The following is a 14264-nucleotide window of genomic DNA, read 5'->3' as shown; positions in this document are numbered from 1 at the left end:
TGCACGCCGACCGGATACCCTCGGGCATCCGGTCCCACAGAGTGGGTTGCCAACGCGACCCACTCTTTTTGATTTTTAGGAGTCTCTCGCCATGATGGTCTTGTATTCAGGAACGACCTGCCCCTTTTCCCACCGCTGCCGCTTCGTGTTGTTCGAAAAGGGCATGGACTTCGAGATCCGCGACGTCGATCTCTACAACAAGCCCGAAGACATCAGCGTGATGAACCCGTACGGCCAGGTGCCGATCCTGGTCGAACGCGACCTGATCCTGTACGAGTCGAACATCATCAACGAGTACATCGACGAGCGCTTCCCGCATCCCCAGCTGATGCCCGGCGACCCGGTCGATCGCGCCCGCGTGCGCCTGTTCCTGCTCAACTTCGAGAAGGAACTCTTCGTGCACGTCTCCACCCTCGAGAACCGCACCACCAAGGGCAACGAGAAGGCGCTCGAAAAGGCCCGCTCGCACATCCGCGACCGCCTCACGCAGCTGGCACCCGTGTTCCTCAAGAACAAGTACATGCTGGGCGACAACTTCTCGATGCTCGACGTGGCCATCGCGCCGCTGCTGTGGCGCCTCGACTACTACGGCATCGACCTGAGCAAGAACGCCGCGCCGCTGCTGAAGTACGCCGAGCGCATCTTCTCGCGCCCGGCCTACATCGAAGCACTGACCCCCTCCGAAAAGGTCATGCGAAAGTAATTAAGATCGCCCCCAGGCTTCGCGCACTTCGTGTCGCTTCGCCAACCCCCTTCCGGGGGCAACACCTGCGGCCCGGCAGAGCCGGTTCCGCGGTGTTTCGCGAAGAGACGGTGGCCGATTCGAGGCCGCGTTTTCGCGACTGCACGGTACTAATTTCATGATCAACGCGCTCGAGTCGTCCTCCACCCGCCCGTACCTCATCCGGGCGCTGTACGAATGGTGCACCGACAACGGCTTCACGCCCTACGTCGCGGTGCAGGTCGACGAAACCGTCCAGGTCCCGCGCGAGTACGTGAAGAACGGCGAGATCGTGCTCAACATCAGCTTCGACGCGACCAGCTCGCTCAAGCTCGGCAACGACTTCATCGAGTTCAAGGCCCGCTTTGCGGGCACGGCGCGTGAAATCAGCGTGCCGGTGGGGCGCGTGATCGCCATCTACGCGCGCGAGAACGGTCAGGGCATGGCGTTTCCGGCGCCGGCTCCGGCCGTTTCTTCGGATGGCGATGCCGACGACGCTCCGGCGCTCACCCAGGCACCCGCTCGTGCGCCGCTGCGCGACGCCTCGCGCGGCAGCAGCAGCGGCTCCGAGGGCGATGCAGGCAAGATCGTTCATCTGGTGACGGGCGAAGAGGGCGGCGAGACAGTCGATGCGGGCGCTCCCGCAGACCCGGTCGACGAGCCGCCGCGCCCGCCGTCCGGCGGCGGCAGCCGGCCGTCGCTCAAGCGCATCAAGTAAGCAGCAGCGAGTGATGCAGGCTGCGCCCGGCCGGACCGGTCTGCGCCGCCACTAGAATCACGCACTGGAATTCAGCCGCTTTAGCTCAATTGGTAGAGCACCCGCCTTGTAAGCGGAAGGTCGTCAGTTCGATTCCGACAAGCGGCACCAAGCAAGAAACCCCTGAGTCCTGAACCGGCTCAGGGGTTTTTCTTCATGCAGAGGCCGACTGCGCCACCCCCTGCATCACCAACCCCAGCATCGCCAACTGCGCCACCAGCGCCGGCCGTTGCGCCGAGCGGACGTTTTCCAGTACCGATTCCAGCAGCACCGCGCTGCGTCCCAGTCCAGCCTGCTTCAGCCGCAGCACCTGCGCATGCGCCCGCGACAGCGCGCCGCCGCTCTGGTGGCGCAGGCCCTGGCGCAGCCACAAAGCCAGCAGCTCCAGCGTATCGCCGGCCAGTGCGTTCAGCGCGGGCGCTTCTTCGGTGTCGCTGCGCAGGCCCAGCGGCTGCGGCGCGGCGGTTTCCACCTGCAGCACGATGGCGCGCTGCTCGGTGAGCACGGTCAATGGCTGCATGACGGCCCGGTCGCCGTGCAGGTGCACCGTGCCTGCCACCGCGCGCAGCGCGCCGTGCTCGCCGGCCAGCGTGCGGGCCAGCGCGTCGACGGCGCCGGGCGTGACGGCGCGATGCGGCAATGACAGGTGCAGCCACGATGCGTCGTCCGCATTCGTGTCTTCATCGCCCTGCGCCGCCTGCCCCAGCCGCGCATGAAGCACCTGCGCCGCAGCATCCCAGTGGCACGACGCCATTTCCATGCGCTCGAAAGCCACCACGTGCAGCTGGCCCGGCGCGCCGGCGGAGGCGCCACTCGCCGCCTGCCGAGGCCGCACGAAATCCGGCTGCGCCTCGCGCAGGTGCGCCACCAGCGCGGCCACGCTGTGCTGCCGCAGCGGCGCGACGAGGTCGTCCCACGACTTGGGCGACAGCGGCAGCACGCCGGTCTGTCGCGCGCCGGCCGTGATGTCGACCAGCCCGTTGGCGCGCCGGGTGGCGGTCTTGGTGATGACTTGGCCGCTCGCCAGCTGCCGCAACGGAAAGCCAGCGACGCGCCGGTTCATGAGGCTGGGCGCTGCGCCGCCGGCGGCGGCGTCCGCCGTGCGCGACCACTGGCGCTCCAGCACGGTCACGTTCTGGGTGTCGGGGTCGGCAAAGAGGATGCTCGCGCCTTCGGCCGTCTCGTCGGACCAGAGTTCGGCCCCGAGCGAAACCAGCCGCAGATGGTCGAGCGCGACTTCGCCCTTCACGCCGACACCGAGGATCTGGCTGGCCGGCAGCGCGGGCCGGGCCGGGCCTTCCGTCGGCCGGCCGGCGTGCGCGGCTGCCCGCAGCCGCGCCCACAGCTCGGTCATCACGCGCAGCAGCCGCAGCGGGTCGAAGCGGCTGCTGCGCGCCTGTTGCGCCTGCAGGAGCTGCCAGAGTTCGTCGAGCGCGTCGTCCACCCAGCTCCAGCTGAGCGTGCGGGCCTGTTCGCGCACCGACTCGAAGCGGGCCGCCAGCGCCATCGCCGGTTGGCTCGATCCGTCGAGCCAAAGCGATAGCAGCAGGGCGTCGATGCCCGCGCGCAGCGCGACGGCGGCCTCGCCCTGCATCACGGAGGGCATTGGCGACGCGGTGTCCACGTCCGTCGACACGGCCGGCTGCACCTCGACCATCACCTCCGCCGACCCCGGCTCCAGCGCCCCGGCCTGCCGGAACGCCCACAGCGCGACGACTACATGCGCGCAGCCGCCGCCCTGCTTGCAGTCGCAGCGCGCATGAACCAGCGAGCTGCGCGAGAAGAACCGAACGCTGCACATCGGCAGGCGCGCGACGGGCGGTGCGCTCGCGCTGCGCCAGGCCTGCACGCCGACCACGGGCCGCGCGGCCGCGAGCTTGCCGGCCTGATCGAGCACGGAGGGTGCGAAGCTCGCGGCCAGGGCGGCATCGTCGAACTGCGCGGGGCTCCAGGCGGCTTCGGGTTCGGACGGTGAAGCTTCGACGGATGCGATCGATGCACCGGCCTCTGCCGGAGCTGTCTTTGCCTGCGCCTGATAAGCCAGCACCAGCATCACCCGGTGCCTGCACATGCCGCTCGCGGGGCAACTGCATTGCGCATCGCGCAGCGTGCGTCCCGGCGGCAGGCTGGTGCGCACGCCGTCGTCGAACTGCGCCTGCACCGTGCCGTCGGCGCTGGTTTCCAGCCTGGGCAGCAGGCCGGCCGCCACGTCCTTCTGCGCGCGCTTGACGAAGCCGGCGTTGGCCAGTGCCGTGAGCGCCTCGGGCGTGAGCTCGAGCAGGTCGGCGCGCGACGATGCGATGTTGTCGCCGCTCATCCCTGCACCTTCTCGGCCAGCCAGCCTGCGAGCTGGCCTGGCGTCATCGCGCCGATCTGCGCGCCTTCGCGCACCAGCCGGGCCGCCATCTCGCGGTCGTAGTTGGGCTCGGCGTTCGAGTCGAGCGCGGCCAGGCCAAGCACCTTGGCGCCGGATTCGACCAGCGCCTTCACGCGCCGCACCAGCTCGTGCTCGCTGCCGCCTTCGTAGAAGTCGCTCACCAGCACCACGATGCTCTTCGAAGGATTGGCGATGAGCGACTGGGCATACGCCACCGCCTTCGCGATATCGGTGCCGCCCCCGAGCTGCACCTTCATCAGCAGCTCCACCGGGTCGGAGACGTCGGCCGTCAGGTCGATCACCGCCGTGTCGAAGGCCACGAGCCGTGTGCGCATGCCGGGCAGCTGCCACAGGCAGGCGGCCATCACCGCGCTGTGGATCACCGAGTCGACCATCGAGCCGCTCTGGTCGATCAGCAAGACGATGTCCCACGGCTCCGCATGCCGTTTCGTGCGGCTGATGAACACCGGCCGCTCCACGTAGAGCTTGCGCCGCTGCGGGTCGTAGCGGTGCAGGTTGGCGGCCAGCGTCTGCCTGAAGTCGAAGTTGCGCGCCACCTTCATGCGCGAGCGGCGGCGCCGGTCGCGGCTGCCGCTGAAGGCCTGGCGCACCTCGGTGGCCAGCTTTTCCATGATGCGCCGCACCACCTCGGCCACCAGCTTGCGCGCGGCCGCGAGCACTTCGGGGTTCATCAGGTGCTTGGTGTGCAGCACCGCGCGCAGCAGCGATTCCGATGGCTCGATGCGCTCCAGCACTTCGAGGTTGGTCACCACCTCGTCGATGCCGTAGCGCTCGACGGCGTCCTGCTCCAGCCGCTCGATCACTTCCTTCGGAAAGAGCGTGTGGATGGTGTTGATCCAGTCCGGCGTGCTCAGCGCCGAGGGGCCGAGGCCCGCGCTACGTTCGCCGCGGCTCGCGCGGTCGGAATCGCGGCCGTAGAGCCAGTCGAGCGCCGCATCGGCGGCCTGCGCCTCTGCGCTCAGGCCGCCGCAGGCCGCTTCGGCCGGATCGCCCAGCAGCAGGCGCCAGCGCTGCAGCGGATCGGGAATGTCCAGGCTCATGGGCGGGGGGCTTTCTCGGTGTTTTCTTCTTCTTCCAGCGTCACGCCCCAGGCGGCCAGGCGCGCGAACACCGCGTCCTCCACCCGGCGGGCTTCGGCCAGCTGCTCGGGCGGGGCCTCGCCGTTGCGGTGGGCGGTGAGGGCGCGGCGCGACAGGTGCGTGGCGTCGTGCAGCGTGAGCACCTGGTCGGCCAGCAGGCCGCGCTCCTGCGGCGGCAGCCAGGCGAAGGCGGCGCGCAGGCTGGGCATGGCGCGCACGAAATCGGCGTTGTCCAGGGCCTGCACGGTGCGGTCCATGCCGGCGACGAAGGCGGGCTCGGAGGCGAGCTGCTCGCGCGCGAGCGCCAGCAGGCCGGTGAGAGCGTCGCCGAGCACAGGGGCGGGCAGCGAGTGCAGCAGCTGCATGGCCTCGGCCACGCCGCTCTCGCCCTGCGCATGCGCATGCGCATCGTCGGTGCGGCCGGCCAGGCTCAGCGTGGCGCCGAGCGCGGCGCCTCGGCTCAGGGGCGCGGCGGCGGGGTCGGTGGCCTTGCGCTGCCACACGGCGAGCGCGCGGGCCGGCTCCAGGTCGAGCAGCGGCTGAGCGTGTGAATGATCCTGTGCGTGGGCCAGCACGTCGGCCACGATGCGGCGCAGCGCCAGATGGCCTTCGAGGTGCGACTGCATGTCGGCCGGCGTGATGGCTGCTGGCGGCTCCAGCAGCCACAGCGCGCGGTCGAAGCCCGACTCGATCACCACGCGCAGCACCGGCGCGTCTGCCATGCCGAGCATCTGGCCGTGGCGCAGCAATGTGTGCAACACCGAGAGGGCAGGGCCCAGCGCCTCGAAGCGCGGCTCGGCGGCGACCGCGCCGCGCAGCTCGCGCAGCAGCGTGTCGCTCAATGCGGAGAGCCCCGCCCACGCGGCCTGGTTGAGCCCGTCGGCCAGCGGGCCGATGCGGCCCTGGGCCTGGCGCAGGTCGTCCTCGAGCCGGGCGCGCGCCGCGTCGTGCAGGCTCGCGCCCCAGGCGCCGGCCTCGATCAGCGCGGCCTGCTGCTCCAGCGGCTCGGAGAGCGTCCACAGCTCGGTGCGCTCGCCCGACATCGCGAGCTTCGGCCCCTGCGTGCGCCGCACGCCGGGCAGCCGCAGGATCGCGAGGCGATGCAGCACGCGGCTCTTCGCGCGATCGGCTTCGGTGAGCAGGTCGAGCTTGAGCTGGCCGCGCAGCGCGATGCCGTGCGCCGCGAGCTCGGCCTGCACGGCGGCCACCAGCGGCGGCTGCGGCGTGCCGGGCGCGAGGCGGCCGACGGTGTCGCCGGCCAGCACGTCCATGGCCTGCACCAGCACGGGGTCGGTGCCGGGGCGGATCGTGCCGCGATACGTCCAGGGCAGCGGCGCGTCGAGCGCATCCTTCACCAGCGCGCCGGCCAGCGCATCGAGCCAGTCGGAGCGCAGCGGCTTCTCGTGTCCGCGCAGCCGCGCGAGCCCCTGGGCGCGCAGGTGCACGGCCATCAGGTCGGCGGTGGAGGCGGGCAGCTTCTTGTCGCGCAGGCGCTGCATCACCAGCTGCAGCGCGCGGTGCGCGGCGCCCTCGGGGCCGTGGTCCCACACCCACTGGTAGTAGGCCGGCGAGGGCATGCCCGAGGCATAGCCCGCGAAGGCGTCGAGGCGCTTGAAGGTGTAGGGCACGAGATAGGAGCCGAAGCGCAGCGGCGCCTGCGGGCCGCCTGCCTGGCTTGCCGGCTCTTCGTCGTCGGTGGTTTCAGGAGAGGGCTGCGGCGTCCCGGGCAGCGTGGCGGGCAGGCCCTGCCACAGCCGCGCGAGGGCGGGCGCGTGATAGCCGCCGCACACCACCAGCGCCTGCGCGCGGCCGGGCTCGCCCGGCTGCGCCATCGCCCAGGCGATCCAGCGCGCCATCATGTCCTCGCGCGCCTGGTTGCCCTGCGAGCCGGGGTCCTGGCCGCGCAGGTGGTCGAAATAGGTGGAAAGGCGCTGCGAGAGCTCGGCCACGTCGCAGCCGTCCTCGAACAGGTGGTCCCACAGCGCGTCGCGGCCCTGCACCGAGAGCTTCTCGGTCAGCGCGCGCTCGTAGGCTTCGGCGCGCTCCTCGTGCTCGTGGTCGGCCACGTCGGCATAGCGGTTCTCCATGCGCGAGAAGGCGTCGTGCCAGGCCGGCAGGTCGATGAAGCGCACGGTGGAGCCGACCTCGCGCGCCACCTGCAGCGCCTGCCATTCGGGCGAGTGCTCGGCGAACGGCGACCACGAGCCGCGGTGCGTGCGGTCGCTCGACAGATAGCTGTAGATCGCCAGCGGCGGGCTGTGCTGCAGGTACAGCTCGTCGAGCCGCTCGTTGAAGTCGGCCGGGCCTTCGATGAGCACGTACATGGGGCGCAGTGCGCGGATGCGCTCGGCCACCAGCCGCGCGCAGGCCGGGCTGTGGTGGCGCACGCCGACGATGTGGGGCTGTGTCATCAGCGGGGCGTCAGGGTAGGCGATGGCGTGCTTCGTAGTAGGCGCGCCAGTGGTTGCCGCTGCGCTTCGCCGCCTTCTGCTCGAAGTAGCGTCGCAGCTTCGCGCGGTCGTCCGCGTTGTCCTTCACCACCGTGCCGGCGATGCAGTCGACCAGGTCGGCCGGCGAGCCTTCGCGCTGTTCGAGGAACCATGCGCGCACACCCACCGCGTGTGCCACGTTCACCGCCTCGGCGGTTGACATCACGGCGGTGAGGCGGTCCATGGCCGCCTCTCCTCCGCCATTGCCGCCATTGCCGCCATCGCCCTTCGCGGGCGCGCCGCGCAGGTCGCGGAAGGTGGATACCAGAAGCTCCAGCACGGGCGCGGGCACCGTCTTCGGAATGCCGCTCTGCGCAAGAAGCCGCGCCGACGATTCCTGCACCAGTGCCAGCTCGCGGTCGAAGTCGAGGATGGGGAACACGGTCTCGAAGTCGAAGCGCCGCTTCAGCGCCGCGCTCATCTCGTTCACGCCGCGGTCGCGCGTGTTGGCGGTGGCGATGATGTTGAAGCCCTCGCGCGCATACAGCATGCCGTGCTCGCCCGAGAGCTCGGGCACCGCCATCACGCGGTCCGACAGCATGCCGAGCAGGCAGTCCTGCACCTCCAGCGGGGCGCGCGTGATTTCCTCGAAGCGCACCACCTGGCCCTGCTGCATGCCGAGGTAAAGCGGCGCCGGCACCATCGCGCGCGGGCTCGGACCCTCGTTGATGAGCAGCGCGTAGTTCCAGCCGTACTTGATCTGGTCCTCGGTGATCGAGGCGCCGCCCTGGATGGTGAGCGTCGAGATGCCAGAGATGGCCGTGGCCAGCAGCTCCGACAGCATCGACTTCGCCGTGCCCGGCTCGCCCACCAGCATCAGCCCGCGCCCTGTCGCCAGCGTGACCAGCATGCGCTCGATGCTGGCCACGGGCGCGACGATCTTGGGCGCGATGTCGAGCGCGGCGTCGCCCAGGATGAACGAGCGCGCGGCCTTCAGGCTCAGCGCCCATCCGGGCGGGCGCGGGTCCTTGTCCTGCGCGCGCAGGCGGGCGAGCTGGTCGGCATAGAGGATTTCCGCCGGTGGGCGTTGCAGCGCGGCAGCGCCGCCGCCTTGCTGTGTGTCGGTCGGCTTGCGTGATGTGGCCATGGGTCGGGATCTGTGTGGATGTCGAATCGGATGATGGCGCCGGACGGCGCGGCGGCACGCGTCCGGCGAGAACATAGCAGAGAGAGTCCGGGCGGCGTCTCGCTGTCGATGCTCCTCAGCGCGCGCCCAGCGCGTCGATGTCGCGCACTGCCTCGCTGAAGACGATGGGGTCGAGATCGCCGATGGGGTGCCCGTAGTGCAGCACGCCCAGCGTCTGGTCTTCGCCCGCGCCCGCGTTGTGCAGGCCGGGCCCGAAGCGCAGCGCGAGCGCGCGGCCGCCGGGCAGCGAGCGCCAGGCGTGGTCATAGGCGCCGTTGCCGTCGCGTCCGCGCTGCCAGCCGCGCGATTCCAGCGACCACAGCGGACCGGGCCGCGCGACGCGTCCCGACCAGCGCGAGAGCGCCTCCTGCGCACGCTCGTCGTCGCCCGGCGGGTGCACGGCGCGGTGCAGCTGGTCGAAGGGCTGGATCAGCTCGTAGTCGGCGAACTGCTGCGAGAAGGCGGCGATCTGCGCGTCGCCCAGCTGCAGCGGATGGGCGACGACGATGTGAGCGGCCTCGTCCGGCGGTAGCAGTGCTTCGTCGGCATCCACCCATTCGCCCTCGGCGCTCACGCGGAAGGCGGCGCGCAGCAGCGGCACGCCACGCGCGTCGCGGCCATCGCCCGCCACGCCCCAGATCAGCCGCGCGGCCAGGTGGCGCATCAGCGGGTGCTCGGCGATGAAGCGGCGGAAGTCGGCGACCGGCCAGCCGCGGCCGGTGCTCATCGCGCGTTCGAGCCGCAGCGGCTGCTGGGCCGCGACGGTGGCGGCGTCCTGCTTGAGCGCCTTGAAGCGCGCCGCGGCGGCGGCCGCGAGTTCGGCATCGTCGCTGGCGCGCGGTCGCGGAGCCACCGCCAGCCGTGCGCCGGGCCGTCCGTCGACCGACTCGCGCACGAAGGGCACCAGCGACTCGTCGAAGCCGACATGGAACTGGCGCGGACCGAAGTCCAGCAGAAGGCTGCCGCGTTCGTCCAGGCCGAGGTCGGGCGCGAGCCGGTCTTCCAGTTCGTCGCCGCGCAGTCCACGCTCGGCGGCAGCCTGCGCGAGCTTCTCCTTCGCGATCAGCCGCACGGAAGCGATGCGGTTCTTGCGCGCGATCGCGTCGAGCTGCATCAGCGCGACGTCGCTTCCCAGGCGGGCGAGCGTTTCGATCACCCAGCCGATGCGCGTGGCGGTTCCGCCCGAGCCCGGTGCGCTCCAGCGCCGCGCCAGGGCGCCGAGCCGGCGTGCCGTGTCGTCCGTGCCGACCAGGCCGAGCGCGCGCAGCGCCCAGTTGCCGGGCGAGCCGGCGCCGGCCGCCTCCCACGATTCGCAGACGTCCCAGGCGAAGTCGGCCAGGCTCTGCGGATCGCAGGCGTCGCGCACGGCGTCGAGCCCGGCGTAGCCCTGGGGCGAATCGGGCGCGAAGCCCAGCATCAGGCCCAGGGGGTGCAGTGCCTCGTCGGGCAATGCGAGGCCGTCTTCGCGCAACTTCGGCTTGCGCCAGCCGGCGGGCTGCCAGAAGGCGGGCAGCTTGCTGCGCGCGTGGATGCGCGAGGGAAAGTCCTGCAGCGGGTCTTCGGCCAGCAGTGCTTCCGCGGCTGCCTGCACGGCGGCGTCGGCATGGCGGCCGGCGATGGTGCGCACGGCCTCGGCCTGCCCCTGTGCCGCCATGGTGCGCAGCGCGGCGCGGGCCTGCTGCCGTTCCTCGCCGGGCTTGCCCAGCGCGGCGGGCAGCAGGCCGGCGACCGCGTGCAGCGGAAAGCGCGTCAGCCATCGCAGCGCGTCCTTGCGCCGCGTCGGCCGGCGCGCGAGGGCCTGCGCCATGAAGGGCGCGACCTGGGCTGCGCCGATGAAGCGCGCCACGAAATGCTCGTCGCCGTCGGCGGCCAGCGCCTGCAGCAAGCCCGGCAACGCGGCCGCGCCGAAGCGCGCGACGAAGCCGCCGGTGCGCGACTCGGGATTGCCGCTGCCGACGGCGTTCCAGAAGGCCAGCCCGGTGGCGGGCGGCAGGAACCACGCGGTCGCCACCGCCACGTAATGGCCGTACTCGCGCCTGTCGGGCACCGATTGGTCGCGCGCACGCCGCCAATCGGCGATGAAGCGCTGAAGCTCCTCCGGCGGCCGGGTGTGCAGGGCGGCGATCTCGTCGGGCGTCCAGCCCTGCAGCCGCTCGCTGACGGCCTGCGCGGCCTCCATCGGCTTGCCCATGGTGTAGGGGCGGTCGCGCATGACCCAGTGTTCGCGGATCTCGTCGCCCCAGTCTTCCTCGGGCGCGACCTCCAGCATCGGCAGGCCTTCGATCACCAGCGCCTGCGCCTGCGCGGACGGCCGCATCCACGGCGGCGCGGCCAGCACCGCGGGCCAGCGCTCGCGCGGGGCGAACGCCGTGGGCGCCGAGCCGGCCTGCTCGACGACCGCGCCGATCAGCCGCCGTACTGCGGGCGACAGCGAAGGCAGCAGCGCGGGCAGACGTTCGCCGAGCGAGCCGGCCAGGGTCTTGAGCAGCGGCGTGAGGCGCGCGGCGCCGGCCTTGGGCAGTCCGCCGTCTTCGAGCACCCGCGCCAGCGCGAGAAAGCCGCGTTCCGGGCGTTCGCCCACGGCCCAGCCCAGCGCCTTGATGCACGGCGCATCGGCGGCGGTCATGCGGGCCAGCGCTTCGGTGGCCTCGGGCGTGTCGAAGGCGGCCAGCGCCCAGGCCACGGCCGCGTTCGGGTGACGCGAGCCGAGGTCCAGCAGGATCGCCAGCAGCGCGTCGCCGTGCGCGCGCAGCAGCACGGCCAGCAGCGCGGGCCGGTCGAGCAGCGGCTCGCCGTTGCCGGTCGCGGCGGTCACCTCGGCCACCGGACGGCCCGCCGCCCACGGCAGCCAGGGGCCGCGGCGTTCCAGTTGCCCGGGCGTGGCGTTGTCGAGCAGCTCGCGTGCGACGGCGCTCATTTCGGGCAGCACGATGGCGAGACGGGCGCGTGCCATCAGCGGCAGTTGCGGCTCCAGTTCGCGCAGCCGATCGAGGCACGCGGCGCGTGTGTCCGCGTCCGCGAGCATCCAGTGGCCGCGCAGCTGCCACAGCGGGCTGTGCGGCTGGCCCCAGAACGCGCGGCTGTCGGTGCGGTCGTCGGCATCGAGGGGAAGGTCCTGCCGCAGCGTGTTGACGCCGCCACGTTCGCCGCGCCAGCGCGCCATATGCAGCAGAGCGTCGAATGCCGCGCCCACGCCGTGCTGCAGCGCCAGCCAATGCACCAGCGCGTCGCCCAGCTCGTCGTGTCCGCTGTAGGCCTGCTGGCGGCTGCGCGCGAGCATCAGGCCCAGCAGCCGCGTGTCGGCGGCATCCATCGCGGCCTCGAGCCAGGGCCGCGTGGCGGGGCGCCGCAGTTCCAGCGGCTCGGGCAGCAGCGCGCTGATCCAGTATTCGGCGCCCTTGTCGAGCACCTTCTTGCGCAGCGTCGGCAGCGATGCCGCCTTGGGCGGTGGCTTGGCGCCGGGTTCGCCGGGCGGCAGGGCGTTCTGGAGTTCGGGAGGCAGCGCAGGCACGCCGCTCATGCCCGAAGGCCTTCCATGTCGCGAATGAGCTCGCTCGCCGAGATCGGATCGAGCTGGCTCAGCGTCTCCGCGTCCTGCATGTTGCCCCAGCCCGAAGGCTTGCCGACCTGCACTTCGCCGAGTTCCTGCTCGGGGTACTCGTCGACCATGCCGACGATGATGCCGGGGTCGAGGTACAGCTCGATCACGCGGTCGGTGCCCAGCGGCTTGGTGAAGTACCAGATGCCGCCGCCGTCCTGCGCTTCGCCGCGGCGCCAGCCCTTGTTGACCAGGCCGAGCACGCGGCCGGTGGGCACCTTGGCCTTCTTCCAGCGTTCGAGCTTGTTGTTGTTCTTCTCTTCCTCGGTAAGCGTGTAGACGTCGCGGCCGATCTGCGCGAAGGGCTGCAGCAGCTCGTAGTCGGCGAACACCTGGCCGAAGGCCGCGGCGTCGGCGGCCGAGAGATCGAGTGCGTGGGGTACGCCGATGCGGACGTTTTCGCCCGTGGGCAGTTCGAACGCGTCGTCCTCCGCCGTGGTGTAGCTGCCGTCCTCCGCCACGCGGAAGCAGGCCTTCAGCGTGCCGCCGTAGCTGCCGCCGGCCGCCACCTCGTACACGCCCCAGATCAGCCGCTGCACCAGATGGCGCACCAGCGGATGCTCGACCAGGAAGATTCGGAACACCTCGGGCGTCCAGCGGCGGCGGGTGCACATCGCGACTTCGAGGCGCAGCAGCTGCTGGCTCGCGATGGTGCGCGCGTCCTTCTTGAGTAGCTTGAAGCGCTCGACGGCTTCCTTGCTCAGCTCGGCGTCGTCGGTCTTCTTGGGCTTGGGCAGGTCGGGCAGGCGGGCGCCGTCGACGCCGTCGGCGCCGATCTCGCGCACGTAGGGCTTGAGCGTTTCGTCGAAACCCACCTTGAAGGCGCGCGGGCCGAAATCGAGCCGCATGGTGCCCTGCTCGTCGAGGCCGAGGTCGGGCGCGAGGCGGTCTTCGAGTTCTTCCGTGCTCAGGCCGCGCGCCTCGGCGATGGCGTCGATCTTCTCGCGGGCCTTGTCCTGCAGGCCCTTGAACTTGACCTTCTGCGCGATGCCGTTGAGCAGCATCAGCGCCACGTCGCTGCCGATGTTGGCGAGTACGTCCAGGCCGGTGACGGCGCGCGCGTGCGCCGCTTCTCCCGGCCATGCGCGGATGAAGGGCGTGAGCTTGCGGGCGGTGTCGTCGTTGCCCAGCTGGCCCAGGCTGGTGAGGGCCCAGCCTTCCTTGCTCGGGCCGCTGGCCTCGAGCCAGGCGGTGAAGGCGTCCCAGGCGAAGTCGGCGAGCGAGACGGGGTCGCAGGCTTCCTTGACCACGGCGATGCCGCCGTAGATTTCCTCGTTGGTCGGAAAGGTCAGCATCTGGCCCAGATGGTCGAGTGCATCGTCGGGCAGCGCCTTGCCGTTCTTCAGCACCGGCCTGCGCCAGCCGCGCGGCTGCCAGAACTCGGGCAGCTTCGCGCGCTTGGTGGGGAAGCGGTCGAGCGGGCTCTCGTCGAGCACGGCACGCAGCGCCTCCACCACCTCGGGCTTGCCGTAGCGGCCGGCGACTTCGAGCAGCAGCGCCTCGTGGCCGTTGGCCTGCAGCAGGCGCAGCGCCGAACCCGCGCAGTCGCGGGCCTCGCCGGCCTTGCCAAGCGCCGGCGCGATCAGGCCGCAGGCGGTGTGCTCGGGGTACTTGAGCAGCCACTCGCGGCCTTCGGCGCGCAGCGTCTTGAGCTTGGCGAAGGCGCGCGCGGCGGGCATGGCCAGTTCGGCGGCGCCGTAGTTCAAAGCGTACGAAAGATTGTCGGCGGGCTTGGAGCGCACCATCGCCACCAGGCCGGGCAGCACGGCGAGGCCGTGGGTGGCGAGGAGGCGGCCGATGTCGTCGCTCTCGGCCTCGCCCGCCACGGCGTTCCAGAACGCGATGCCGATCGGTGCCGGCAGCAGCGGCACGAAGCTCGCGTGGAAGTTGAACCAGTAGTAGCGGTCCTTCTTGCGCTCGGCCACCATCTCGCGCCAGCTCGTGATGAGCCCTTCGGCGTTGCCAGCAGCGATGGCGGCGGCGGCGGTCTTGGCGAATGGCGCGAGGCTCTGGCGGCCCTTGTCGAAGCCCAGCTCGTCGAGCAGAGTGCCGATGTTCTTGCTCGCTGCATCGTGCCGGCCGGTCTGCCACGAGTT

General features: G+C 71.3%; 8 protein-coding genes and 1 tRNA gene. 3 read left to right on the top strand and 6 right to left on the bottom strand.

Going from position 1 to position 14264, the window contains the following annotated elements; translation table 11 throughout:
- Positions 1-91: 91 nt before the first annotated feature.
- The 3 genes from AC1VNX_RS28050 to AC1VNX_RS28040 all read left to right on the top strand — a co-directional run bounded on the left by AC1VNX_RS28050 (position 92) and on the right by AC1VNX_RS28040 (position 1589).
- Positions 92-703, top strand: coding sequence for a glutathione S-transferase N-terminal domain-containing protein (locus AC1VNX_RS28050; protein ID WP_007835362.1), 612 nt, complete (start codon positions 92-94; stop codon positions 701-703).
- A gap of 157 nt (positions 704-860) precedes the next feature.
- Positions 861-1439, top strand: coding sequence for a ClpXP protease specificity-enhancing factor (locus AC1VNX_RS28045; RefSeq protein ID WP_483160833.1), 579 nt, complete (start codon positions 861-863; stop codon positions 1437-1439).
- 74 nt (positions 1440-1513) lie between these two features.
- Positions 1514-1589: transfer RNA gene (locus AC1VNX_RS28040), tRNA-Thr, on the top strand.
- A gap of 43 nt (positions 1590-1632) precedes the next feature.
- Here the strand turns inward: AC1VNX_RS28040 and AC1VNX_RS28035 are convergent.
- The 6 genes from AC1VNX_RS28035 to AC1VNX_RS28010 form a co-directional block, all read right to left on the bottom strand.
- Positions 1633-3795, bottom strand: a complete 2163-nt coding sequence (locus AC1VNX_RS28035; protein WP_483160832.1) for an SWIM zinc finger family protein — start codon at positions 3793-3795, stop codon at positions 1633-1635.
- Positions 3792-4916 carry a VWA domain-containing protein gene (locus AC1VNX_RS28030; RefSeq protein WP_483160831.1) on the bottom strand — a complete coding sequence of 375 codons (1125 nt, stop codon included), beginning with the start codon at positions 4914-4916 and terminating at the stop codon, positions 3792-3794. The genes AC1VNX_RS28035 and AC1VNX_RS28030 overlap by 4 nt, the downstream gene beginning before the upstream one ends.
- Positions 4913-7366: a DUF5682 family protein gene (locus AC1VNX_RS28025; RefSeq protein WP_483160830.1), complete on the bottom strand. Its 2454-nt coding sequence runs from the start codon at positions 7364-7366 to the stop codon at positions 4913-4915. Before AC1VNX_RS28025 ends, AC1VNX_RS28030 begins: the two co-directional genes overlap by 4 nt.
- Before the next feature lie 10 nt (positions 7367-7376).
- Complete coding sequence (locus tag AC1VNX_RS28020; RefSeq protein ID WP_483160829.1) at positions 7377-8531, bottom strand: ATP-binding protein; 1155 nt, start codon at positions 8529-8531, stop codon at positions 7377-7379.
- A 115-nt stretch (positions 8532-8646) separates the two neighbouring features.
- Complete coding sequence (locus AC1VNX_RS28015) at positions 8647-12090, bottom strand: DUF4132 domain-containing protein (protein ID WP_483160828.1); 3444 nt, start codon at positions 12088-12090, stop codon at positions 8647-8649.
- Positions 12087-13016 carry a DUF4132 domain-containing protein gene (locus tag AC1VNX_RS28010; RefSeq protein WP_483162026.1) on the bottom strand — a complete coding sequence of 310 codons (930 nt, stop codon included), beginning with the start codon at positions 13014-13016 and terminating at the stop codon, positions 12087-12089. The genes AC1VNX_RS28015 and AC1VNX_RS28010 overlap by 4 nt, the downstream gene beginning before the upstream one ends.
- Between the last annotated feature and the right edge of the window lie 1248 nt (positions 13017-14264).

The organism is Variovorax sp. TLI9-5A (assembly GCF_056867935.1).
The sequence above is the reverse complement of the archived record's forward strand: the minus strand, read 5'-3'. Positions and strand labels throughout refer to the sequence as shown.